Raw genomic sequence first — 24,783 nt, 5'->3', positions numbered from 1 at the left:
GGGCATAGTGGATTAATTATTTGTTATTTTCTCCTGCTCCTCTGCTTTCTTGCTTTCTTTAGTCCCTAGTCCCTAATTCCTAGTCCCTTTATTAATTACTTTGTATTCAAGATAGTCAACAGGTCAATATGTAGATTACATTATCGACATATCTATTATTTCCGAAAGTATAAGAATTTATTGTTAATTTCTAAGGAGTGGTGTGAAGTTGATTCCCCCTGTTGTGTTTACTAAATATCGTAGAGCAGATATTCTGCCAGTAAAGCTAATTGTCCAGCTTCAAAAATCAAATCCTAGACTGGAATTAGCAATACCTTCAATTTCCCATTTTTCAGTGTTGTGTTTCACAGTTAGCGTGGGATTAACAAGCCTGACATTGCTAGATGTCAGCCTTAATAGCGCCGTTGCTCAGATGCCCCTAGGTGAAACAATAATTTCTCAGGTTAGTGTGCTATTTGTCAACCCAAGTGTCGGAGATGACACAGGGGGCAATGGTAGTGAACATGCCCCTTTAAAAACCATTACTCAAGCGTTGCGAGTAGCTACACCTAATACAGTAATTATGCTCTCTCCAGGTACTTATAATGTAGAAACTGGAGAAGTATTTCCCTTAATGTTAAAACCGGGTGTTTCCCTTCAAGGAGACGCTGCCAACAAAGGCAGTGGGATTACGATTCAAGGAGGAGGTGAATACCTCAGTCGTAGTTTTGGTGGGCAAAATGTTACCATCATCGCAGCCAGCCAAGGAAGATTGACTGGGGTAACGGTTACAAACTCAAATCCCCGTGGTTATGGTTTGTGGATTGAATCGAGCAATCCAGTAATTGCAGAAAATACATTTACTGGTAGTACTCAGGATGGAATTTCTGTAACTGGTAAAGGTTCACCCACAATCAGCAAAAACTACTTTCATCGCAATGGGGCCAATGGAATCACTATTGGTGGTAATTCTCAACCCCAAGTGCGGGAAAACATTTTTGAAAACACGGGCTTTGGGATCAATATTACCCAAAATGCGGCTCCAGTGGTGGCAGGTAATCAAATTCAAGACAATCGTTCTGGAATTTTAGTCCAAGGCAATGCCCGTCCTGTTTTACGAAATAATTTAATTCAGGGTAGTAAAGAAGACGGTTTAGTAGCGATCGCTCAAGCAATGCCAGATTTGGGTAACGTTACTGAAATAGGTGGTAACGAGTTTCGTAACAATGCTCGTTATGACATTAATGCTATGGCTGCCAAACAAGTAATTGCTGCTGCTGGTAATACTCTTTCTAGTGACCGGATCGCTGGTCAGGTAGATACCAATGCTCAAACAGCGATCACCGCAAGTAATAGTAAAATTTCCCAAAATCCTGTGAATCGAGAAATTAATTTCTCTGCTCCAAGTGTATCAAATACTGCCACCAAGCCTACAGACACATCACCTAGCAGTAGTTCTAGACAATTGAACAGTCAATTGCTGCCATTACAGCCCGCTCAGTTACCATTGAATGTGCCTAAATACAATCAACAACCACTAACCTCAAAGATAGGCGGTTTTCCAATTCCCAGTAGCTTGGCAGCTAGAGAAGCATCGGCAAATACACAAGTTGCTTCTAGGCAAAAATTAACTCCATTACCAGCACTTCAGCCTGATACGCGACAGTTGAATTATGTACATATTGATACCAACACAATTGAGTTTGTTGCACCCCAACAGTCATCCTATCCAGTAGCAACAGCAAAAACAGAGCAAAGACAATTATCACCAGTACCAGAAACTCCTCCCCTTGGTAATTCAACTATTTTGCCCATTCCCAATGTACAAGTACCTCAAACTTACACAACTGCCAATGGTGGATATTTGTTACCACCTACTAAAACCAAGCAAATGCAAGGTATGCTTTACCGCGTAGTGGTGGAAGTAGCAACTGACAGAGAACGAGATTTAGTACGCCTTTTTGCTCCTGAAGCATTTTCCACAATTTGGCAAGGTCGAAAAGTGATGCAAGCGGGAGTTTTTAGTAACCGCTATAACGCCGATGAAATGCTAAAAAAACTTAGTAGCAATGGTTTAAGAAGCATAGTTGAACCATTGAATTGAACGAGCAAGAGACTAGCAGATTCACACAGCACAAATAGTGCAATAGATATGCCAAGGTGAGGACTCGAAAGTGGGAAGAGGTGGCCGAGATAAAGTCCATCTGACGGTATAACACAGAGAAAAACTCGAACAAATTTTTGAGGAGGAGGAATCCGTTAGTTTTAATGCAAAATTTTAGCTGTGTCAGTCTAGTATGTTGGTTTTCCTTACGTCAACCCAACACTTTTATTAAAAGCGACGGGAAACTCCATCCCCGGACTTCGTCCCGCTTCGCTAACGTGAGTGGTTAAATCAGTGAACAGTGAACAGTTGACAGTAAACAGTGATAACTGGTAACTTCTTTTCCATGCCCCATTCCCTATGCCCGAAAACTTCATCCCCTTGCGGGATGAAGTTTTTTATAGATGTTGGATTGTGCTGTGCTTAAATGCCACTTGCTACAAGTCGGCGGCACTTCCTACAAGTCGGGGAACCGCAAGGGCGGAGTGCCTTGGGAACCCGCCCAACGGAGTGGCTTTCCAACCTACACCTGAGGCATTATTGTTAACGTCCTACTAAATAACGTAGACCAATAAGTAACAAAAAAATGCCATAAAGTTTTTTGATCATTTCACTACTAATAAATGGCTGATTAACAAATAATGCTCCAAAAAAATTACCAATTACTAGACCAATAGCAATCATCACAGCATATTTAATATTAATATTGCCGCTACGATAATAAACTGCTGCTCCTAAAATGCCAATTGGTAATATTTGGGCAGCTATAGAAGTACCAGTAGCAAATTTTTGATCTAGTCCAATTATCAGTACCATTGCTGGAACCATAATTGCACCACCACCGATGCCAAACATCCCACCAGCAACGCCAGCAACTAGACCAATAAGTAACATTTGCACAAGTAAATTAGACATACAAAACTATGTGTTTGTTGTTAGTTATAAATTGATTTTATGTGAGAATATAGATTTGGGTAGCATCCCATGAACACCTTTTTGGGGGCTATTGACAACTTGAGTGATGCGAAAATTCACAGCTAAACTACACAATACATAAGCATCTTCTGCCGATAAATTTACAAAACGTTCTAAAAAATCAATCATATTTTTCACAGCCATTTCTAAAGCTGCATCTAAAGTTTGAGCAAATCCCATTGTGATGATATCAGTAGATGTTTCGGCTACAGGTGTTGACAGTTGTAAATCCTTGCGAAGTTTGAGTATTATTCTGCCATTCATGGAAGTTTCAATAGCAGTCACATTAACTTCGCCATCTCCTTGTGCTGAATGTCCATCACCAATAGAAAATAATCCACCAGACACAAAAATAGGTAAAAAGACGCGAGAGCCTGTTTGTAGTTCACGGTTGTCAATATTACCACCATAACAGCCGGGCGGAATGGAAGTTCGGGCAGTTTCTGGAGTCGCGACACCAAGAATACCAAAAAAAGGTTTGAGGGGAATTTTAATGCCGCTATCTGGAGGAAATTCAGCGATATTGTGGACTAAATCCAAGCGAACAAACCTCAGGGCAGGTTGAGGAAATTGCTGTGGTAAGGCTCCCCAACCTGTACGAATTGCATTGAAGCCAACTGGTAAACTAGGTGCGATCGCTTCTAATATTACTTCTAAAACATCCCCTGGTTCTGCATCTTTTACATAAATTGGCCCTGTTAGTAAGTGAGGCCCTGCTGCAATTTTCCGTTCTGGTGGCAGATTTTGGCAGATATCAACAAATTCTGGTGTGAGAAACTCTGGTGGTGCTTTGTCGTAAACATAGTAGCCAGTATAAGTTTCTACGTCAATTGTGTCACCAGAATCAATAGTAAGTGCTGGTTCTAGCAAATGTGAGAAACCACCTAGATGTACGTTTTCTTTAGTAGCTTTTAAAATATGGTGAGTCATGCCGAGGTTTTAATTACTTAATATTCTTGTTTAAGATATCTCAGGACTTTAGAAAATCAATTTGTGTTGCACTTCGTGGCTGTTGAATTGAGTCTTGTAGGGCAAAATAGAAAACATGACGATTGAACCCGACTCCCTCAATTTACCAGTGCCAGAAGAAAAATTGCCACCAGATGACTTTGAGACTGGTGTAAGTGATAATCACTTAAGCTCAGAAACACTAGCCACCCAACAAGCCTTATCTGCAATTGCGTCTTTGCAATCTCCGCAGAATAAAACGGCGCTGCAACAAGCCCATTCCAGTGTTCAGCAAAACATCAGTAATCAATTTACAGTTAAGCCAAGAGCATTGCTGATTACTCTACTGGCGATCGCAATCACTTTTGTTGGCTTGATTCTAAATAACTGGATCATCGGCGTTTTTGGAACAGTGATAACTTTGATGTTATCTTTGGCGATGCTATTGCCTTGGTTGCAGTATCTAGTCAATGAATGGTTTTCGTCTTTAGATAAAACACTGCTTGTGGCCTTTTTAGGACTCGTAGTAGCGATTATCGGCTCATTAAAGTTTACTGGTGTAGGCTATCGGCTGCTGCTTTGGGGACAGCAAATTAACTGGGAGGCTTCTGGCACGTTAGCCGAATGGTTTGGTGCTTTGGGGCAAATTTTGATTGCCGTCATTGCTGTATATGTAGCATGGCGACAATATGTCATTTCCAAAGACTTGACAATTCAACAAAACCTGCTGACAGTTCAGCAAAATATTATCACCCAGCAGCAGACAATTGATTCTTATTTTCAAGGCGTTTCTGACTTGGTATTGGATGAAGAAGGCTTATTAGAAGACTGGCCTCAAGAAAGAGCGATCGCCGAAGGACGCACGGCGGCAATTTTTAGTAGTGTCGATGGTAGTGGTAAAGCGAAAATTCTGCGTTTTCTCTCTCGTTCCAAATTACTGACACCCTTAAAACGCGATCGCCGTTTAGGTAGAGCCATTCTCAACGGTGTTGGAGGTTATGCAGAAGACCGCTTAGAAGGTGTACGTGTGATTGATTTAGGGGTGATGTTAGCCGCCGCAGACCTTTCTGGTAATGATTTACGTTGGACTGATCTTAGTGAAGCTAACCTTGTCCGGGCTAATCTTAGCGGTTGTGATTTGGTTAAAGCCAATCTTGCTCGCACTATCTTATATGATGCTAATCTCAGCAATACTGATTTTAACGGCACTCGACTATTTTATGGTTCCTTAGATCAGGCATCACCCCGCAGTCGCACCATACCACCAAACTACGAGACCGGAGAATGTACTGGTGCGGTCATAGAAAATGCTGATTTTAGCAATGTGCAACGAATGTCTGAGGCTAACCGTTATTATTGCTGCACTTGGGGGGGTGAAAAAACGAGAACCACTATTCCTGGTGGTTGCGAAGGTATTGATAATAAGTTAGGAAGATAAATTCCGCTTGGCGGCTCCTTGCACAAGGGAAAATTCAGCAGATGAGAACAGATAGAATAGTCTCAATTGAGCTTTTGCAGTAGTAGTCCCGCGCTTTATTACTTTGGGGTGAGCATCCAAAGATATTACGAGAAAACTAAAGGAAAGTGCAATGGGAAATCCATTTCCTGGAATGAACCCCTATTTAGAACAACCAGAACTTTGGCATCAAGTTCACAATCGTTTGATTGTAGCTATAGCTGATGATTTGACTCCTCAAATTGCACCTAAATACCGAGTTTCCATTGAAGAGCGAGTTTATCAGAGTGCAGAAGATATCTTACTTGTAGGAATTGCTGATGTAGCAGTTGCTAATCGTAATACTACAGATATTGGCACAACTTTGACTGCTGCAAAACTTACCGAACCTAGTAAAGTGAAAGTTCCCATACCTGAACAGGTAACTGAGCGATTTTTAGAGGTACGAGCAACTCAAAGTCAAGAAGTAATTGCTGTAATTGAAATACTTTCACCCAAAAATAAACGCTCCAAAGAAGGTAGAACCGCTTACGAGAGCAAACGACAGGAAATTTTGGCTTCGGCAACTAAATTGGTAGAAATCGACCTCTTGAGGCAAGGAGAGTCAATGCCTATTTTGGGAGCGACAGCCACAGATTATAGTATTTTAGTCAGTCGTAGCTACAACAGACCTGATGCAGATTTATATACTTTCGACTTAAGAAACCCAATTCCTGTTTTTCCTGTGCCTTTGGGTAAGGGTGAAACTGAGCCACTAGTTGACTTGCAAAGGTTACTAAATCAAGTTTACGAACGTGCTAGATTTGACTTGGCAATTGATTATACACAACCTTTGAAAATATTGCGATCGCCACAAGAAGAAGCTTGGGTGAGAGAAACTTTACAAATTAAATAGGCGGGAAAGTTCTATATTTGTAAATTTACCATCGACATCAAAAAAACAGTTTAAATCTTGCTAACTGAGTTTCAATTGCCCCTGTGAGAATTTTATTGAGTTCTTCACTGTCTTGAAACGGCAAAATCTGTTGTGTAGGTAAATCAAAAGGAAATTGTCCCTCAAAGTCTGGGCGTTGCATGTGAGCTAATAAAATTTGTTCGGAACGCTTACTTTGAATTGCATAGCCAATTTCTACACAAACATGCGGACTAGGAATTAAACGATTGGTTTCTTTGTCTGCAATGTTAGCAACAGGTGTAGTGTCTGCAATAAACAATAAACTCTTACGAATTTTTCGCATCATAGCGCGGCTCAACCGTAAAGGAGCATCACTAGGTCGGTTAGCTTCTGCTAATCCTAAAGGAAGACGCGATCGCAAATTTAAAGATGCCAAACTTTTTTGCAGTTCTTCTTTTAAGGCATCACTTGCTGGGGTATATTCAGTTTGATAGCATAAAAAAATTGTTGGTTCTAACTGAGCCAACAATGCCTGTTTAGTAAAATAAATTTCATGGCTAATCAAGTCTATGTTAGCTACACAATAACCACCACTACCTTCAATGTAAAATTCAATATTTTCCCCTTCTAAATAGCGCCCAAACCAAGTTGATTGTTTAACTTCATCGCTGTCTTCTAAAAAGTCCGCCCGCATTGCTGATCTCAGCAAGCTTTTTTTACTGAGACGAATGTCTGCTGGGCGTTTTTCTAGTTCTGCGATCGGCTCATAATCTTCTATATACCAGGCTCTGAGCGCAATTATTGACATAAGGGGCTATTTCAAATGTCTGTTGCTATTCGACTTTTTATTAGCTTACACCGAGTGATACCCTTTATACTGTTTCAATTTAAAGTTGATACAGATGACAAGCAGGGAAGGCAGGGGGAGTAAGAAAAGCGATTTATATCAAAAATTTTTAAGCTTCTTGCAGGATTAGGATCAGTTATTATTTGTTAGTTGTTAGTTGTTTATTTTCCACTGACCACTGACGGGGCAGGGCGACTATCTCTCTTACTCCTTGAATAAATGGACTGATCGCCGCCTTTGGTAAAATCATATTAATACAACAACACCCAGACATCTACTAGCTTTAATGATTTCCTCCCTTTGTTGATTATAGCCAGGGATGTAATCACGTTCATCACTCTTCACAAGCAATGAAAACCAGTTACAGCGCCCCCTGATTTTCAATATTTTGAGGAAATATCAGCGTTCGCGTTGGGTGTTGTTGGGGTTGAACGAGACAGACATAAGTTAAACAGCGTCTTTTACCTCTTTTGTTGATTACAAACCTGCTGTTGAATCTGTCAGGGAAGCTTTTTATTAGCTTCTACTATTAAATTAGCACTTGTAGATGAAAGTAGATTATTTTTGCAACTAAACTTTACTTTAGCTAGTAGTTATACCATTTCACGAAATTATTGATACAAATTACTTTTCTTATACTCCCCCTGCCTCCTCTGCTTCCCCTGCTTCCCCTGCTTCCCCTGCTTGCCCAAATGTATCAACTTTAAAGTGAAACGGTATTAGTGGTCAGTTGTCAGTGGTAAATGACAAATAACAGATGGTCTTAACATCAACCTTTAAAATTAAGGATGCATTAACTTAATTCTTGAGTATTTACTTTACTTAGCATTTTGATAGGAATCTCAATCCAAAATTCTGTACCTTTTCCTGGTTCCGAAACACACTCCATCACTCCATTATGGTTTTCTACAACAATCTGATAACTGATTGCCAGCCCTAATCCTGTACCCTTCCCCACGGATTTAGTAGTGAAAAACGGATCAAAAATGCGTTTTCTCACGTCTTCAGTCATTCCCGGCCCATTGTCAGCAATACGGATTAATAAATATGAATTATTAGTTGAGACTTGGGTAGAAATCCGAATTGTCGGTGAGGCAAGGTGGCTTTGGCTTTGTTCTGTTGTTCTTTGCTCATTTAGAGCATCAATGGCATTGCTGAGAACATTCATAAATACCTGATTCATTTGTCCGGCGTAGCATTCTATTCGCGGCAATTGACCATAGTCTTTGATGATTTCAATGCTAGTTAAATGGCCATTTGAATTTAATCGATGTTGCAAGATTAATAAAGTATTGTCTATCCCTTCATGGAGATCAACAGGCTTGTTATCGGCCTCATCCAGGCGAGAAAAATTGCGTAATGACAAAACTATAGAACGAATGCGATCGGCTCCTATTTGCATTGAATCCATGATTTTTGGTAAGTCTTCTACCAAAAAATCCAAATCGATCGCTGCGGTTGCTAATTTAATCTCATTTTGGGGATGAGGATAGTAAGATTGGTAGAGTTTCAAAAGTTCTATCAACTGTTGAGTATATTTATTAGCGTGATAGAGGTTGCCGTAGATAAAGTTAACAGGATTATTGATTTCGTGTGCTACACCTGCCACCAGCTGTCCTAAGCTGGACATTTTTTCAGTGTGAATTAATTTTGTTTGGGTTTCTTGAAGTTCGTGTAGGGTATGCTTTAGTTGTGCAGCTTGAGATCTAGCTTCTGTTTCAGCAATACAGCTTTGTTCGTAAAGTTGTGCCTGTTGAATAGCGATCGCAGCTTGATCTGCTAACTGTTGTAATAAATTAATTTCTCCATCCTGCCAATTTCTGGGACTGTCACATTGATGGGCAATAAGTAATCCCCACAGTTGCGTACCCATATTGATTGGAACAATTAAGTCGGCTTGCACTTGCAGACTTTGCAAAAATTCTCGATGACAATCACTCAAATAAGACGTTGAGACATTATTAATTACTCGTATCCTACCCCGAAAATACATCAAGGCATACTCAGCAGGAAAGCATCCTAGTGGTGCTTTTATACCCATCGATGACAGCCAGTTACCGTTAATTTCTTCGACAATCACTTCACCATCAGCTTCATCTCCTATGCGATAAATCAGCACTCGGTCTGAATTGATTAGCGGGCGAACTTCCCGCACGATGGTTTGCAAGGTGGCTTTTAAGTCTAATGTACTGCGGATTTGCTCTGCAACTTGTTTGACAGCTTTAGTTAGTAGTAATGATTTTTCTAGTTCGGCAGTTTTTTCTTGTACTCTTAATTCAAGATTAGTATTTAGCACTTGTACTTGTTGATACATTTGCTGCTGCTGAATTGCCATTGAGAAGTGATAGCACAAAGCTTCTCCCAATGAAATTTCTTGAGGCTGCCATGCTTGTGCTTGACCCTTTTTCTGCTCTCGCCAAACCTCAAAAGACAGTCTGGGCAACCGTTGCTGTTGATTTGGATCGTTTTGTCCTGCCCACAAAATTTCGCTATTAAATGCGGAACGAAAAATGCTGATTACACCGATAAAATTTTGGCGATAATGCAGGGGAATCACCAAAAGTCCGCGAATCTGAGTTAACTCGAATGCAGGAGCCAAAACTCGCAAACGCGGTTCTTTGTAGAGATCATTAATTGGCCAAACATTACCTAGCTTAAACTCACCTATCCAGTTTTGCCAGACAGGATGCTGTTCAATAACGCTATATTTTAATTCATAAGGCAATTGCGGTTGTTCGCCCCAAGTATAGACTTCTCCACTGTGATCAACATAAAGTCTTCCGCCGACTCCACCAAAAGTAGTAATAGCTTCTTCCAGCGCCCCTTGTAGTTGAATTGTGGGTAACTTATGTAACAGTGTGGTAATTCGATTAATAGTCGCTTCTCGCTCTTGCTTGGCACGGGTGACAGAAAGTAAATTACTTTGAGCGATCGCAATTGTCACCTGATCTACAACTTGTTGTAATACCTTTAGTTCCGGCTGTAAAATCGTTCGTGATTTACTGTGATGTGATACTAACAATCCCCACAACTCTGGCTTTGCTGATGGCTGACTAGGGTCTTGATGTAAAATTGGTATTACCAGCGAAGATTGTACACCCATTGCTGTTAAATATTGAATATGACAAGGGTCTACTTGCCGATAATTGATGCTCTGCGTTTGTAGAGATGCATCGGTTTCTGGGGAATACAATGGCGATAGTCCAATTTTGCCGGCAGCTATGTCCACAATTGAACGTTGCCGTAGTGAGACAAACATTTCTCTCGCTTCTAGGGGAATATCATCTGCTGGAAAGTGCAATCCTAATAGTGATGGTAAAACTTGCTCGTGAATAGATTCGGCAACAACCTCACCACTACCATCACCATCAAACCGATACACCATCACTCGGTCTGTACCTAAAAATAAACGAACTTCGGCAACAGTAGCTGTTAATATTTCTTGTAGTTCGAGCGATCGCCTGATCCGGTTTGTGATGCGATGCAATAAGTCTTCTTTTTGGAAGGCTAGCGGCAAACTATTAAGGTTGTCAGAAAATGCCATTACTGGGTACACCTAAAATAAAAGTATAAAAATGCTTAGATAGCTATTGCTTGATGCCGATACCCATTAAAACCCTAATTTTCAAGGGTCAAAAATTAAGAAAATATTAGTTATAAACATTTAATTTTATAATTTTAATATTGAGATGTATTCGGTAGAATCATGTAAATTAGAATATTCCTAATTTTTTCTATAATTGTGATATTTATTTACAACTTTTTGATTATTAATCAAAAATTAAATAGTAATTATAAAGTATACCTATCAATAGGTAAGTGTGAATATTTATCATTGGCATCAAGCAGTAAGCAAAAGCAAAGAAGATAATCTTTATTGACATAATTAGCTTTAATTATGCCGACTAACTAAAATCGAGCTGAAAATCCAGATACCAAAACTTTTAAGCCTGTTCCTTGCCAAAAGTTACTTGTCTGGGGAAATGTTGCCATTCCCCTTACAGAGCAAATTCATCATTAAAAGCAGCTATTCTGAGGCATAATCAGCAGTACTTACCGAAATAAGTAGTGACTGGCGAATTTCTTCGCGCACACTCATCAAAATTTTGCCGAGATGGTTTTGACCAGTAGTCTTTGCACCACAACCCCAGAAATAATCTGTTGGTGAGTTTTCTACTAAAATCTCATTGCCTGTGGTTAATAAAATTTTTCTAATATCGGCATGAGTAAGAAACTTTTTAAGTACAGCTTCTCGCATTACTTGAGTTTTGACTACTTGCCAATCTGAACGGAGTTGGCGAGTGCTACAGCGTCCTAGAGCCGCAGCTTCTTCTGGGGTTGCGGCAGCACGAATGGTAGGTATAATTACTGCATCTACACTGCCGACAAATTTTTGCGCTTGATAATAATGTTCTACCGTTGGCCAGTAAGTACCTTGAATTTGGATTCCGTGGGGAGAAAAATTGGAAAAACAGCCATAAGGCTGCCAAACCTTGTAAAAGTAAATAGTCATTTGAAAATTTCTCTTTTATATATCATTCTCTATAATGCCTGTAGATGCTAGCAGACAGTGGTCAACTTTAGATTGAAACCTAAAATTTGTCTCAAGACAGAAGATATTGCTAAGCAAAAAATTTTATTGTGAGAGAAAAGTCTATATGCGAGGTTGACAATGCAGCCAAAGAGTACAAAGCCTTATCAGCGTACACCGTTGATAGTTGCTGGAGTTTTCCTCGGTCTGGGTCTAGGAGGCTTCATTGATGGCATCTTACTGCATCAGATTTTACAATGGCATCACATGTTAAGCAGTGTTCGACCTTTGAAAAATGTCTCAAACATAGATTTAAATATGGTATGGGACGGGTTATTTCATGCCCTTGACTGGGTGTTTACCTTAGTAGGAATAATACTGCTGTGGCGTGCAGGAGGTCGAGACGATGTTCCTTGGTCATCACAAACATTTGTGGGGTCTTTGCTAATTGGTGTAGGATTGTTCGATTTTGTAGAAGGATTGATTGACCACCAAATTCTTGGTATCCATCATGTCAAACCAGGGCCTAATCAGTTAGCTTGGGATTTAGGATTTTTAGTCTTGGGTGCATTGCTTGTTTTAATTGGTTGGATAATGCTACAAAAGAGCAAAAGTCAACAAGAATTAGAAGTTTAAAACAAGCAGGGGGAGCAGAAAGAAGGGAGCAGGGAGCAGGGAGACAAGGAGACAAAAAGACAAGGAGAAAGAAAGATTATGAACAAATTCAAGACATTCTTCATTCCCCGGTTGCTGAGCGTAGCCGAAGTGCTGCACCCCGCACCCTGCCCCGGTTGTTGAGCGTAGTCGAAACACTGCCTCTTCTTTCCCCATACCCTATGCCCTATGCCTATAAATACTTTTGAAAAAACTAGCTTAGGTTGGCGGCTTTCTCAGTTGCAACAACAACTGGGAGAATGGTGGGAATACCAGTTTTATAAAAATTTACCGGAATTACCTACTGGGTCAATTAGTCCTTGGCTAGCTAATTTACTAAAATTCCTTTTCTGGCTTGTATTAGGCTTACTCTTGGCTTGGGTGGCTTGGCGTTTGTGGCGAGAGTTTAATCCTTATATTTATTCTTGGCTATCTAGCGATCGCAATTCTAAAAATTCTCAAGCACCAAGTCATTTTGATGATAAATCTGTAGCACTTTTGTTGGAGCGATCGCAACAACTTTATCGTCAGGGAAACTACCGCGAAGCTTGCCGTTGTCTTTATTTGGCAATATTGCAACATTTGCATGATACAAAGGTGATTGTTCATAAACCCAGCCGCACAGATGGCGAATATCTGCAATTGCTTCAATCAACCGTGACTTCGATGCAGCCTTATGAAACTTTAATTACTACCCATGAGCAATTATGTTTTAGTGATACTGAGATTTTGCCAGAAAATTATGAACAGTGTCGGCAAGCCTATCGAGAGGTTTCTCCAGAATGAAACGCTCAAACCGCATTGCTTGGCTAGGAGCGATCGCTTTAGGTGTAATAATTTTACTTACCTTAATTGCAGCTCCTAATAGCAGCAAAATCAATAATGGCTCTACTTATAATCGCGCCGCCGATGGCTATGGTGCTTGGTATGCTTTCATGCAAAAACAAGGAACTACCATTCAGCGTTGGCAAAAACCGTTTAGCGAACTGAAAAAACAACCAAGTCCTATCACTCTTCTACAGGTATACAGTATTCTTAGACCACCAATCCTAGCTCACGAAGAACGAGAATGGGTCGAGAAAGGCAATACTTTAATAATTTTAGGAGTGAATAGTCAGGTAACAGCCGCAGACTTTAACACCATGCAAAAATCGTCTTTTGGTGATGTGAAAATTGCGACCAGACGACGTTATGCTAAGGCTAATCCTCAAAAAGTTGCTTTAGGCGATCGCTTTGGAGCTGTTGTTTGGGAAAAAAAGTATGATCAAGGAAAAGTCATTTTTTCTACTACTCGCTATTTGGCTGCTAATGCCTACCAAGATAATTTAAGCAATTTTCAATACTTGGCAAGTTTAGTTACTAATAAAAATCAGCCTGTATTTGTAGATGAATACATCCACGGCTACAAAGATGCCGATGTTAGGCAAACTGAAGGACAAGGCAACTTACTGAATTATTTTATTAAAACTCCTGTGTTGCCGATATTAGTGCAGATAGGCGTTTTGCTATTAGTCTTAATTTGGGCAAAAAATCGCCGCTTTGGTCAAGCAGTAGCTTTAGATACACCAGTTGTCGATAACAGCGAAGCATATATCCAAGCTTTAGCAGGAGTCTTGCAGAAAGCTGAATCTAGCGATTTTGTTGTAGAGATGTTGGGGAAAGAGGAACAACTACAATTGCAAAAAGCCTTAGGATTGGGGCAAATTCCCCTGGAACATCAAACCCTAATTAACCATTGGGTAGAAAAGACAGGCGCAAGTACAGCAGAACTAGATGCGGTATTAAAATTACAATCTCGAAAACGCCGCATGAGTGAACCAGACCTGTTAAGCTGGTTGGGGAAATGGCAAATTGTGCGTCGGCACTTGTAGTTTCATGCAAAGAAGCTACAGAAAAAACTTCATCCACTTGTGGGTGAAGTTTTGTCAGTGGTCAGTGGTCAGTAGCAAAGCGAAAAGTGCGGTCTTGGGTTCTAAAGAGGAGCAACTTTTCAAGACAGCGAAAAGTCAAGCCAGTCTCGTGGGCGGCTGCGCCAGACTACTTACGCTTTGGGGATGTTAAACCAAATCAAAAACAACACTTCGACATGGTTCGACTGCGCTCACCAGCCGCTCAGTGCATCGCTGACAACTGACTATTGACAACTGATCCGCGTAGCGTAAATAAAAAAATATGAGCGAAACCCATTCCGTTTTCCTTCGCCTCGGTCAAAATCTGAATAAAGTAGTAGTTGGACAATCCCAACTGATACAGCAGTTTTTGGTAGCACTGCTAGCAGGTGGACACGTAATTTTAGAAGGAGTACCAGGAACTGGTAAAACCCTTTTAGTAAAAGTATTGGCACAGTTAATCCAAGCAGATTTTCACCGGATTCAATTAACACCAGATGTTTTACCGTCAGATATTACTGGTACAAATATTTTTGATTTGAATAGCCGCAGTTTTACCTTGAAAAAAGGCCCTGTATTTACCGAGGTGTTACTAGCAGACGAAATTAACCGCACTCCTCCCAAGACACAAGCGGCGCTGCTCGAAGCAATGGAAGAAATGCAGGTAACATTGGATGGTGAAAGTTTGCCATTACCAGATTTATTCTTGGTAATTGCGACCCAAAACCCTCTGGAATTTGAAGGTACTTATCCCTTACCGGAAGCACAATTAGATAGATTTCTATTCAAACTGGTAGTAGATTACCCAGACCAAGCTGCCGAAAAGCAAATGTTATTTAATCGTCAAGCAGGTTTTGCTGCACGTCGTTGGGATATTAGCAATTTGCGACCAGTAACAACAGTAGCCGAAATTTTGCAGGCACGACAAGCGCTCAAACAAGTGAAAGTATCAGAAGCGATTGTTGATTATCTTTTAGCGTTAGTTAGAACATCGCGTCAATATCCCGATTTAACTTTGGGTGCATCACCCCGTGCAGCTGGTGCTTGGTTACAGACATCTCAAGCAATGGCGTGGTTAGCTGGTAGGGATTTTGTGACACCAGATGATATTAAAGCTGTGGCATCTCCATTATTGCGTCATCGCCTGATTTTGAAACCAGAGGCAATGTTGGATGGTTTACAAATGGATGCCGTAATTGCATCAGTAATTAATGGAGTTCCTGTTCCAAGATAATAATGTAATTGATTTTTTCTAGACAAGCGATCGCATCTGATTTTACAATTTCAGTCGAGCGTAAGTAGGTCGATATTAATAATTATCGTTGGAATAAAGCAGGGGGCAGCACTTCGGCTTACTTCGACTGCGCGGCAGTTGAGCGAAGTCGAAACTCAGCAACCAACGCTCAGGCTAAACTCAGTACAAGTCGCTCAGTGACCAAGAGCAGGGAGAAAAAGAGTTTGAGCCTTATTTACTTTTATTCACATAGTTTGATTTTATTTCACCGACTTACTTAAACGCTTGCAGCTTGTCGTCAGACATCGCCTCCAGAACACCATTATTTGACCTGCGAACAAGAAACTTCGAGTAAAAAGGTAGAGCGATTGCCCTCACAACACCATCATTCCACCTTCAAACAAGAATATTCTCGTTTAAAACAAGAAACTTCGAGTTCAAAACACGAAACTTGGAGTTCAGAACACGAAACTTGGAGTTCAAAACATAAAACTTCAAGTTCAGAACAGGAAACTTCGAGTTCAGAACACGAAACTTGGAGATAAAAGCTTGATTGATGAGGTTGGGGACTTTTATTTTACTGTTTTGAGAGAGTTCTTGCGTAAGTTATATAGCTGAATGTTGACCGCTAATGTTACATCTAGTAATGTTGAACGATAAAAATCAACGTGAAAGCACAAGTATTTAGAGGCGTTAATCAACTTTCCTACGAAGAGATTCCAGTACCGACTCTGGAACCGGGTGAGGTGTTGGTACAGGTGCAGGTGGTGGGATTGTGTCAGTCAGATATCAAAAAAATTCGTTATCCTTTGTATGAACCGCCGCGTATATTTGGACATGAAACGGCTGGAATGATTGCAGCGGTAGGTAATCAAGTCAAAAATTGGCAAGTAGGACAACGGGTAGCGGTGATGCATCACATTCCTTGTATGCGTTGCGCTTACTGTCTAAATGATAATTTTTCGATGTGCGATGTTTACAAAAATATCTCCACCACAGCAGGATTTAACGCCAGTGGTGGCGGTTTTGCTGAGTATGTGAAAGTTCCTGATCATATTGTGCAGAACGGGGGATTAATTCCCATTCCCGATCACATAAGTTTTGAAGAAGCGAGTTTTGTAGAACCAACTAATTGTTGTCTCAAAGCAGTAAAAAAAGCCCAAATTGCCCCTGGACAAACTGTTTTGGTGACAGGAGCCGGGCCAATTGGGTTAATGTTTGTAATGTTGGTCAAGTATTTCGGAGCGAAAGCGATCGCCACTGATTTACTACCCTCTAGAATTGAAAAAGCTTTGCATGTCGGCGCAGAAGCGGCTTTTGATGCCCGCGACCGTGATTTAGTTGCAAAAACTCATACTCTCACTGGTGGTATGGGTGTTGATGTCACCCTGCTGGCTGTTCCGAGCGAGAAAGCTTTCTATCAAGCGCTGGAATGTACCCGCAAAGGTGGCAAAATCCTATTTTTCGCGGAATTTCCCGATGAGTTAGAAATTTCAATCAATCCCAATATTCTTTATCGCCGAGAGATTGACTTAATGGGTAGTTACAGTTCGTCTTACCGCCTTCAAAATCTATCGGCTGATATTGTGTTTAATCGGCGTATAGATGTAAAAGCGTTAATTAGCGATCGCTACCCATTACAAAATTTATCAGCAGCGGTAGAACAAGCGATCGCTCCGACACCAGAAACCTACAAAATATTGATTTATCCCCTTGCTCAAGTCTAATGGACTGTATTAGCTATACTTGCCGATTGTGACAAGATTCTAGAACGGCGGGAAAATCCAACCAAAGTCCCTAAGAGAAATAGCCCTAAAACAGCACCTGGTTCTGGCACTGTGGTTGCACTAGGTTCTGTTACTGTGCCTGTACTAGGAGGATGCCATTGATTGCTAGGAGGTTCTGGCTGCGGTACGTTAGGAAGATTACCTGTAAATTGGGTATTATGAAATTCGCCGCTACCAGATAATGAAGAAGCAATTAAAGTTCCTTCTACATTACCATTAGAAAAATTAAAGTTAGCGTTGGTAGCAAGTACACTGCCTTGGAATGAGAAACCAGTGGTTGTAACTTGAGTTGCATCCACAAAGTTAAACAAGACATTTTGCTTATTAACACCATTAAGATTTAATCCAAAATTCTTGATATCGACACTATTTCCTAAAATATTAAACACTACAGTAGAATTACTCCCAACGCCACTCAAATTTAAGTAACTACTACTAGAAAACTGGGAACCATCAATTGTAAAGACATTCAAATCACTATTGTTTCCTTGAAGGTAAATTCCGCCCCATTTATACTCTGTAGTATTTGTAGAAGCTAATCCACCCAAATAATTAGAAAGATTATTCAACTCTTGGCGCGCAGCATCAAAATCAATCGGTTTACCTGAACTAACGGGACTTAAGGAAAAATCAAGCCCAAATAAAGCCGAAACTGGCTTTATGAGCGGCAAATACGTCACGATTAACAGTCAACCACTCAATAAATCGGAAAGAAATAGCAGTTCTAAAGGCTTCTAAAGCCTCAGTAAAAGTGTTCAACGGTTTAGTTGCCCACCTACGTCTAAAACCACCAGTCAACTGATGCCAAAGGACAAAAGTATAGGCACAAAATACCAAGATAAAATGTCGCATGAGACTGGTTTTATCTCGGACTTGATATTCTTTCAATCCTAAAAAACCCTTGGCTTCTCTATAAAAGACCTCTACCCAATTGCGTTGAGAATAGGTGTTTACTATCCATTCTGAAGTTACAACAGATGTAGAAACATTGGTAATAAAGTAGTCGATATCTGTGGCATCAGAAAAAGTAGCAGCATTCATGACGATAGCTATACTTCGTTTACCTTCCAGACGTGATATCTCTACTTCAAAAGTTGCTACCCATACTTTTCTAGGTTTATCTAAATTGAGTTGAGTTTCGCTAAAAGCCTCTTGGGGTATAGACTTTGCTAACTCATCTATCCTAATTGTTCGTTGATTATTCTCTTGCTCACTAATTGTGACTTTCCGATTTTTGGCTATTCCTCCTAAATACTTTAATTTGCGATTTTCTAGTTCTAATAGGAATGATGTATTGTTACCATATCCGGCATCTACAATCACTATTCCTGGTTGATATCCTCGCTCTCTTGTTTGGTCTATTAACTTAATTGCTATCTCTGTTTTTTTCTCAAATAGAGGGTCTTGTTTTCCTTCGGGTAATGAATCAGCGTGTTGATATAACTCTATATCTAATGGTAGGCTTTTTCTCCCATCATATAAATGAGTTGTTACCACCACTATTCCATTATCTGTCTTGCCAATTTCTCCGATATATTGTCTTCCCACACCTTCGGTAAAGTTACCACTTTTCCTATGCCCTGAATCATCAATTATCAAGCTAAATCCCCTACTGATTTTAGTCTGACTACACTTGTTCATTACCTCTAAGCGTCGTTCATTCACCTTTGTGGCCGACCAAGGGGAATCTGTCAAAAAGTGGTGTAATCGGTGGTAATTTACTCCTACGGCATTTTCTGCGAGCTGGAACAAGTTTTTCCGTTCGCTTTCTCCTAACAACCCCCCTAAATAATGTCTAAACTCCCTTTTTTGCGCTTTATGACCAAATACATCGTCAAACCTTTGACACCATTTTTCAAAGCATGGGGGCATAGCTGTGGGAGTTGTCTCTTTCATGGGGGTTAGTTTGACGTAAAACCTATGCTAATTCTGCATTATAGCCTTTTTTATTCTCTTTTTTTGCCTAAGTCCCGCTAACACCACAGTTAGGTGAGCAATTGAAATAGACAGGAGTTTTAACAGTACCGCCAACAACAGCATTACCACCAAAAATCTGACCGTTATTGTAGGTTAAATTACCACCTACAACAAGTCGAGTATCTGTACCATTAGAATTAGTTAGACGGTCAGCAATTCCAAAATTAGTTAATGTGGCATTACCACCAACAGCTACACGACCTTCGGAATCTGAGCTTTGATTCATATCTCCAAAAACGAAGACATTATAGTTTTGCGCGATCCCTAGATTAACAGCCATAGCTGGTTGTATTACGCTTGTTATGGCAATTGTTCCCAATGATAGAGGAATCAATGCAAATGTAGTTTTGAGCCTTTTAAACATAGATTAGTATCATCAAATAGCTACGATACTAATTTACTGTTTATTTAATTAATAACGGAAAAAGATAGTATAAATTTTTCCATAAAATATCAGCGGTTAAAGTAATTTGATTACCGTATTTTTGCTGATTTCATAATAATAAATAAGCATTTTGATAAAATTTTAGTATTATTTAAATTAATACAGTAATTTCCACATAATTTTTGAAGACAGTTAAAATCTGTTTTAATGCACAGTCTGTTGTCGTTGATGCTGCAAGAACCATTCATATAACTCTGGATTGTTATATGTCTGCGTCCATGAATCATGATCAGCTTCTGGATAAACCGTAAACTTGACGTTACCACCACAAGCTTGCAGCGCAGAAACCATATTTTCAGACTCTTTCAATGGAACAACATGATCTTGCGCTCCATGAAATGCCCACACAGGAAGATTTTTTAAGTTCTTTGCTGTTAATGGGTTGTCACCACCACAAATAGGTGCGATCGCCGCAAAGCGTTGTGGTTCAGCTGTAGCCCAGCGCCATGTGCCGAAACCACCCATGCTTAACCCTGTTAAGTATATGCGATCGCTATCAATTGGGTAAGCTGCGATCGCTTGATCTAAAAGAATACTCAAGGGACGTACTGACCAATACTGACCTAAAGGACATTGAGGAGAAATCACAATAAATGGAAAGTTTGGCTGTTTTTCTACAATTTGGGGAATGCCTTGCTTTTTCACGTCTTCTAAATTAAAGCCTCGCTCACCAGCACCGTGTAAAAATATAATTGTTGGCAAAAGTTGCTCTGGCGTTTTTTGGCGATCGGGTAAAAACAGCAAATAGTTGTATGTATCAGTACAATTAATTTGTTGTTGTATTGAATGCATAATATTTACGGCTTGGGCTAACTTAACCTCTGCGAACAGCAATTGTATAACTCGGTCGCTGTTTAGCTTCGCGTTGACTCTTAACTAACCGAAAGTCATGATCTATATATAAATGTTCTAAAACAGAAGTAGCTAAGTAGGCTTTTTCAAATTTTTTGACAGTATTTCTATCCATTTTTTCTAACTGAATTTCTTGCCGTAAATCTAACTCAGCTCTATTTTCTTGGAATTTAGATTTTGTGATCGCTGTAAACCACTTGTCTGCATCGTCAATAGTCAGTGGTTTTTCTCTGTTTTTCCAAGCCTGAAACAACCCTACATTTTGAATGCACCAATTGTTATCTTGAATTGCGTATTTTTGCATCACCATTAAATCGAAAGCTGGCAATTTGGAAGCAAATATTCGCCAAAACCTAGATTGTCCTGGTGCGTAACGAGCAATGTTGGCATAGTAACCATTATCATGAAAGATTTGGTAAGACTGTTCGTATAATCTACCCGGCAAAATATCTTGAAAGGGTATGGTAGACCAAATTGGTATCCAAGCACCAATTACAATCGGCACTTGCTCGATGACATTGGGAAAGGGATTACGTTGACTTAATTCGTCAAAATAGGGTGTTAATTCAGTTTGATAAAATTTTACCTTATCTCTCAAAGGCTCTGTATCTCGTCCTGCTACTAGCTCTAAAGTTTTATTTTTAATTTCCTGGGTATTCCAGTCAGTTAACGTTTGAGTATCTATAATATTTTTCATTAATATCTGCCCTCAATTCGCCGCGGGAACTAATTTGTTATCAAAATCATGAGCTTCCTGGAAATCGAATCGAGGGCATGAAGATAGAGACATGATTAATTATCACGTCTCTACTGAATTATTAAATAAACTACCACCAAACTCGGTTTCCATTTTCGTCAACTCGTGCTTCCCGAATCACGTCAGAAATTTCCTCAGCATCTTTGACATGATGAAGGGCTTTTTCTTCACCGTCGGGTTCATCTACAACAAAGTAAGTTGGGACTGTAATTTGATCACCTGTAATATCTGGAGAATCTACAGCTACCTGTTTTGCTTTCTCTTCAACTGATTGTGGCCGTTCAGCGATCGCATCTCCGGGATTTGCAGTTAAGTTTCTTTCTTGAACCGTTGGCTGTTCTCTAGTGTTAGGATCGTCACCGACTGGCTGACGAATATCTGATTGATTATTTTTACTTTCTACTTCTTTATTCATGGTAATTTCAGAAATTAAGATATCTACGTTTACTAAATCTCAATTTAGTAAATTACAGCTACAATTTGTTCTTTCTTCGGAGAGAGTTTGGGATTAAAATAAAATTTTCATGTCTAAAGTTATAAAATGTATTCGTGCTTATAGGGCATAGGGCATAGGGCATAGGGCATGGGGCATAGGGCATGATCAAAAAATGGTGTTGGATTTACTTGTTTAATTGAAATGGTGTATATTTACCGCCTAATGCTTCTACAATAGTCCGGGTATTAGCCTCAATCATTTTGATATAAGAATCTCCATTACTACCCTTTGCACCAATGGAATCAGAATATAGTTGATTTGGTGCTAATTTCACACCTGCTTCTTGGGCAACGGTTTTAATTAAAGCAGGATTAATTGTAGTTTCGGCAAAAATTGCAGGTACACCAATCTTTTTAATTGACTCTACCAATCGTTGCACAGTTTGAGCGCTGGGTTGTTCTTCAGTACTAATGCCAATTAAAGTCCCTGCGATCGCAATTCCATAAGCATCTCCATAATACTGAAATGCGTCGTGTGTGGTTACAAGTTGGCGTTTATTTGGGGGGATAGTTTGAATTTGTTTTTTAGTCCAGCTATGCAACTGCTGTAATTCTTGAGTCAGTTGTGCAGCATTTTGGGTAAATTTTTCTTGATCTTCCGGGGATAACTTGATCAAAGCATCTCTAATCACATTTACCATTGCGATCGCATTTGCTGCACTACCCCAAACGTGGGGATCTGGCACGACTTCACCCTTGGTTTTTTCTAAGCGTAAAGGTTTAACAACTTCTCCCACAGGTAATTGCTGCACCTTGCCACCAGAGGCTTTCATTAACTTAATCAGTCCTGGTTCTAAGTTGTAGCCGTTATATAAAATCAAGTCGGCTTCTTCTAAAGTTATGCTATCTGCTGGTACAGGTTCATAAACATGGGGATCAGTACCCGGTTGCAAAATTCCAGTTAGCTGAATTTCATCTCCCCCCACCTCTTGTGTCAAATCAGCAATAATCGTGCTAGTTGCCACCACTCGCGGCTTGCCATCTACCCCTGGAGAGGTACGTTGCACACAACCACCTATCCAAAGTCCTAATAATACTCCAAATGTGGCTGGCCAATAGTATATAGCTTTTGACTGAGTGATTCCTCTCATCGACTTGTTACACTTATTTTCATATTCTTCTCATTTTTTAAGGTACATTATTCTCATATTCTTTTCATTTTTTATTTAATTACCAAAAATCAACTCATGAGAACTGTTGACTTTTCCTTAGAAGCAAATTCCAGCCACTTTATGAAAGACACCCAAACAACCACTGCAACCATTAATATTGCCCATTTAGGGGTGCTTTACCGGACACAAGAGGCTTTGAGGGACATTAACTGCATTATCAAGCCAGGAAAGTTAACAGGAATTTTTGGCCCCAATGGCGCTGGTAAAAGTACTTTAATGAAAGCAATGTTGGGTTTGGTTCCCCTAAATAGCGGCACAGTGCTTTACCAGGGAAAACCTTTAATGCAGCAAAGATCAAAAGTTGCCTACGTACCCCAGCGCAATCAAATAGACTGGACTTATCCCGCCACAGTTTGGGATGTAGTGATGATGGGACGAGTCAAGAAAACAGGTTGGTTGCGTAGCTTCTCAACAGTTAGCCACCAAGTCACAAAAAATGCTCTAGAACGAGTTGGCATGAGTGAATATGCTGATCGTCCCATTGGACAACTTTCAGGAGGACAGCAACAGCGAGTATTTTTGGCCCGTGCATTGGTACAGCAAGCGGAAATTTTCTGCTTTGATGAACCTTTAGTAGGCATCGATCAAAAAACTCAAGCAGTAATTTTTGAAGTCTTTCAAGAACTAACAGCTGCCAATAAAATCGTGTTGGTAGTCAATCACGACTTAGGAGAATCAATCACTCACTTTGATGATTTAATATTATTAAATTGTGAATTAATTGCCACAGGTTCACGACAACAAGTCCTTACAGAACAAAATTTACAGCGCGCTTACAGTGGTAAAGTCATGTATTATTCTGATGCCGCATAAGAGTTAAAAGACGTTACTGAATTAGAATATGAAATTTAAAAATAAACTCTTATTAACTCTTACTCTCTGCGCCTTTGCGTCTCTGCGTGATATTCATACTCCGGGTTCATATTATCAATAAACTCTTATGTTGCAAGCATTAATTGAACCGTTGCAGTATGGTTTCATGCAGCGATCGCTCGTCATTGCCATTTTAGTCGGTTTGTTGTGTGCTGTGGTAGGCAGCTACTTGATGGTGCAAAGACTAGCTTTATTAGGTGACGCTATCAGTCACTCAGTTTTGCCAGGATTAGCGATCGCCTTTATGCTGGGAGCAAATATATATATTGGGGCATTTATTGCTGGGGTTTTGAGTACAATGGTGATTGCCTGGATTAGGACGCGATCGCCCATCAAAGAAGATGCTGCAATGGGTATAGTATTTTCAGCATTTTTTGCTTTGGGAATTACTTTAATTACTGTTATTCAAAAAGATAATAAAATTGACCTGAATCACTTTTTATTTGGTAATATTCTTGGTGTTACTATTGACGAAGTACGAGACACTGCCATTATTGCCACTGTTGTTTTAATAGTTGTTTTTTTATTATATAAAGAACTTTTATTTTACACCTTTGATCCTTTAGGCGCTCAAGCCGCAGGTTTGCCAGTCAATCGGCTCAACTTTGGATTGATGCTGCTAATTGCTTTAACTATTGTTGCTAGTATGAAAGCTGTAGGTGTAATTTTAGTATTATCACTTTTAATTACACCAGGAGCAACTGCTTATTTATTAGTGAAACGCTTGCATAAAGTGATGATTTTAGGTGCAGTAATTGGAGTTATTTCTAGTATTAGTGGGATGTATCTCAGCTACTTTTATAATTTGCCTTCTGGCCCGGCGATCGTTTTAGTAGTATCGGGATTATTTTTATTAGCGTTATTATTTAGTCCCAAGCACGGGGTTTTGATACCAACTGTAAATCAAAAATAG

Annotated in this window: 22 protein-coding genes; 10 read left to right on the top strand and 12 right to left on the bottom strand. The window is 39.9% G+C overall.

Features of this window, described 5'->3' with window-relative positions; all coding sequences use genetic code 11:
• The first annotated feature begins 208 nt into the window (after positions 1-208).
• On the top strand, positions 209-2,083 hold the full coding sequence (locus QI031_RS30055; RefSeq protein ID WP_281486163.1) for a DUF1565 domain-containing protein: 1,875 nt from the start codon (positions 209-211) through the stop codon (positions 2,081-2,083).
• Between the two features lie 543 nt (positions 2,084-2,626).
• On the opposite strand, the gene QI031_RS30050 is transcribed toward QI031_RS30055, so the two are convergent.
• Positions 2,627-2,998 (bottom strand): TSUP family transporter, encoded by a 372-nt coding sequence (locus tag QI031_RS30050; protein WP_281483188.1) that lies wholly within the window; start codon positions 2,996-2,998, stop codon positions 2,627-2,629.
• 24 nt (positions 2,999-3,022) lie between these two features.
• Positions 3,023-3,988 carry an acetamidase/formamidase family protein gene (locus QI031_RS30045; RefSeq protein ID WP_281483187.1) on the bottom strand — a complete coding sequence of 322 codons (966 nt, stop codon included), beginning with the start codon at positions 3,986-3,988 and terminating at the stop codon, positions 3,023-3,025.
• A 115-nt stretch (positions 3,989-4,103) separates the two neighbouring features.
• Here QI031_RS30045 and QI031_RS30040 point away from each other — a divergent pair, with 115 nt between their 5' ends.
• Together QI031_RS30040 and QI031_RS30035 are read left to right on the top strand one after the other, a co-directional pair.
• Entirely contained in the window at positions 4,104-5,444 is a 1,341-nt protein-coding gene (locus tag QI031_RS30040) for a pentapeptide repeat-containing protein (RefSeq protein ID WP_281483186.1), read from the top strand.
• Between the two features lie 151 nt (positions 5,445-5,595).
• The gene (locus QI031_RS30035) at positions 5,596-6,357 is read left to right on the top strand and encodes a DUF4058 family protein (RefSeq protein ID WP_281483185.1); all 762 of its coding nucleotides are present in this window, start codon (positions 5,596-5,598) and stop codon (positions 6,355-6,357) included.
• A 37-nt stretch (positions 6,358-6,394) separates the two neighbouring features.
• Here the strand turns inward: QI031_RS30035 and QI031_RS30030 are convergent, their stop codons facing one another.
• From QI031_RS30030 to ybiA, 3 genes are all read right to left on the bottom strand, one after another.
• Positions 6,395-7,165, bottom strand: coding sequence for a hypothetical protein (locus QI031_RS30030; RefSeq protein ID WP_281483184.1), 771 nt, complete (start codon positions 7,163-7,165; stop codon positions 6,395-6,397).
• Between the two features lie 832 nt (positions 7,166-7,997).
• Entirely contained in the window at positions 7,998-10,748 is a 2,751-nt protein-coding gene (locus tag QI031_RS30025) for a GAF domain-containing sensor histidine kinase (RefSeq protein WP_281483183.1), read from the bottom strand.
• Positions 10,749-11,231: 483 nt separating this feature from the next.
• Complete coding sequence (ybiA, locus tag QI031_RS30020; protein WP_281483182.1) at positions 11,232-11,717, bottom strand: riboflavin biosynthesis intermediates N-glycosidase; 486 nt, start codon at positions 11,715-11,717, stop codon at positions 11,232-11,234.
• Positions 11,718-11,876: 159 nt separating this feature from the next.
• Here ybiA and QI031_RS30015 point away from each other — a divergent pair, with 159 nt between their 5' ends.
• From QI031_RS30015 to QI031_RS29995, 5 genes are all read left to right on the top strand, one after another.
• The gene (locus tag QI031_RS30015) at positions 11,877-12,371 is read left to right on the top strand and encodes a DUF2243 domain-containing protein (RefSeq protein WP_281483181.1); all 495 of its coding nucleotides are present in this window, start codon (positions 11,877-11,879) and stop codon (positions 12,369-12,371) included.
• Between the two features lie 207 nt (positions 12,372-12,578).
• Positions 12,579-13,175 carry a DUF4129 domain-containing protein gene (locus QI031_RS30010; protein WP_281483180.1) on the top strand — a complete coding sequence of 199 codons (597 nt, stop codon included), beginning with the start codon at positions 12,579-12,581 and terminating at the stop codon, positions 13,173-13,175.
• Positions 13,172-14,260 carry a DUF4350 domain-containing protein gene (locus QI031_RS30005; protein WP_281483179.1) on the top strand — a complete coding sequence of 363 codons (1,089 nt, stop codon included), beginning with the start codon at positions 13,172-13,174 and terminating at the stop codon, positions 14,258-14,260. Before QI031_RS30010 ends, QI031_RS30005 begins: the two co-directional genes overlap by 4 nt.
• Before the next feature lie 301 nt (positions 14,261-14,561).
• Complete coding sequence (locus QI031_RS30000; protein ID WP_281483178.1) at positions 14,562-15,512, top strand: AAA family ATPase; 951 nt, start codon at positions 14,562-14,564, stop codon at positions 15,510-15,512.
• A gap of 668 nt (positions 15,513-16,180) precedes the next feature.
• Positions 16,181-17,239, top strand: coding sequence for a zinc-dependent dehydrogenase (locus QI031_RS29995; protein WP_281483177.1), 1,059 nt, complete (start codon positions 16,181-16,183; stop codon positions 17,237-17,239).
• On the opposite strand, the gene QI031_RS29990 is transcribed toward QI031_RS29995, so the two are convergent.
• The 7 genes from QI031_RS29990 to QI031_RS29960 all read right to left on the bottom strand — a co-directional run bounded on the left by QI031_RS29990 (position 17,236) and on the right by QI031_RS29960 (position 22,916).
• A complete protein-coding gene (locus tag QI031_RS29990) occupies positions 17,236-17,979 on the bottom strand; it encodes a choice-of-anchor A family protein (RefSeq protein ID WP_281483176.1) in 744 nt (247 codons plus the stop codon). The genes QI031_RS29995 and QI031_RS29990 overlap by 4 nt on opposite strands.
• Positions 17,930-19,195, bottom strand: a complete 1,266-nt coding sequence (locus QI031_RS29985) for an IS701 family transposase (RefSeq protein ID WP_281480781.1) — start codon at positions 19,193-19,195, stop codon at positions 17,930-17,932. The genes QI031_RS29990 and QI031_RS29985 overlap by 50 nt, the downstream gene beginning before the upstream one ends.
• A gap of 67 nt (positions 19,196-19,262) precedes the next feature.
• On the bottom strand, positions 19,263-19,556 hold the full coding sequence (locus QI031_RS29980) for a collagen-binding domain-containing protein (protein WP_281486162.1): 294 nt from the start codon (positions 19,554-19,556) through the stop codon (positions 19,263-19,265).
• A 309-nt stretch (positions 19,557-19,865) separates the two neighbouring features.
• A complete protein-coding gene (locus tag QI031_RS29975; protein ID WP_281483175.1) occupies positions 19,866-20,513 on the bottom strand; it encodes a carboxylesterase family protein in 648 nt (215 codons plus the stop codon).
• A 22-nt stretch (positions 20,514-20,535) separates the two neighbouring features.
• A complete protein-coding gene (locus QI031_RS29970) occupies positions 20,536-21,270 on the bottom strand; it encodes a hypothetical protein (RefSeq protein ID WP_281483174.1) in 735 nt (244 codons plus the stop codon).
• Between the two features lie 130 nt (positions 21,271-21,400).
• Positions 21,401-21,745, bottom strand: a complete 345-nt coding sequence (locus QI031_RS29965; RefSeq protein WP_281483173.1) for a hypothetical protein — start codon at positions 21,743-21,745, stop codon at positions 21,401-21,403.
• 205 nt (positions 21,746-21,950) lie between these two features.
• Positions 21,951-22,916 carry a metal ABC transporter substrate-binding protein gene (locus QI031_RS29960; RefSeq protein ID WP_281483172.1) on the bottom strand — a complete coding sequence of 322 codons (966 nt, stop codon included), beginning with the start codon at positions 22,914-22,916 and terminating at the stop codon, positions 21,951-21,953.
• A 96-nt stretch (positions 22,917-23,012) separates the two neighbouring features.
• On the opposite strand from QI031_RS29960, the gene QI031_RS29955 reads away from it, so the two are divergent.
• Positions 23,013-23,810, top strand: coding sequence for a metal ABC transporter ATP-binding protein (locus QI031_RS29955; RefSeq protein WP_281483171.1), 798 nt, complete (start codon positions 23,013-23,015; stop codon positions 23,808-23,810).
• 127 nt (positions 23,811-23,937) lie between these two features.
• Positions 23,938-24,783, top strand: coding sequence for a metal ABC transporter permease (locus QI031_RS29950; RefSeq protein WP_281483170.1), 846 nt, complete (start codon positions 23,938-23,940; stop codon positions 24,781-24,783).

This window comes from Halotia branconii CENA392 (assembly GCF_029953635.1).
Lineage (GTDB): Bacteria > Cyanobacteriota > Cyanobacteriia > Cyanobacteriales > Nostocaceae > Halotia > Halotia branconii.
This window is presented reverse-complemented; position numbering and strand designations above follow the sequence as displayed.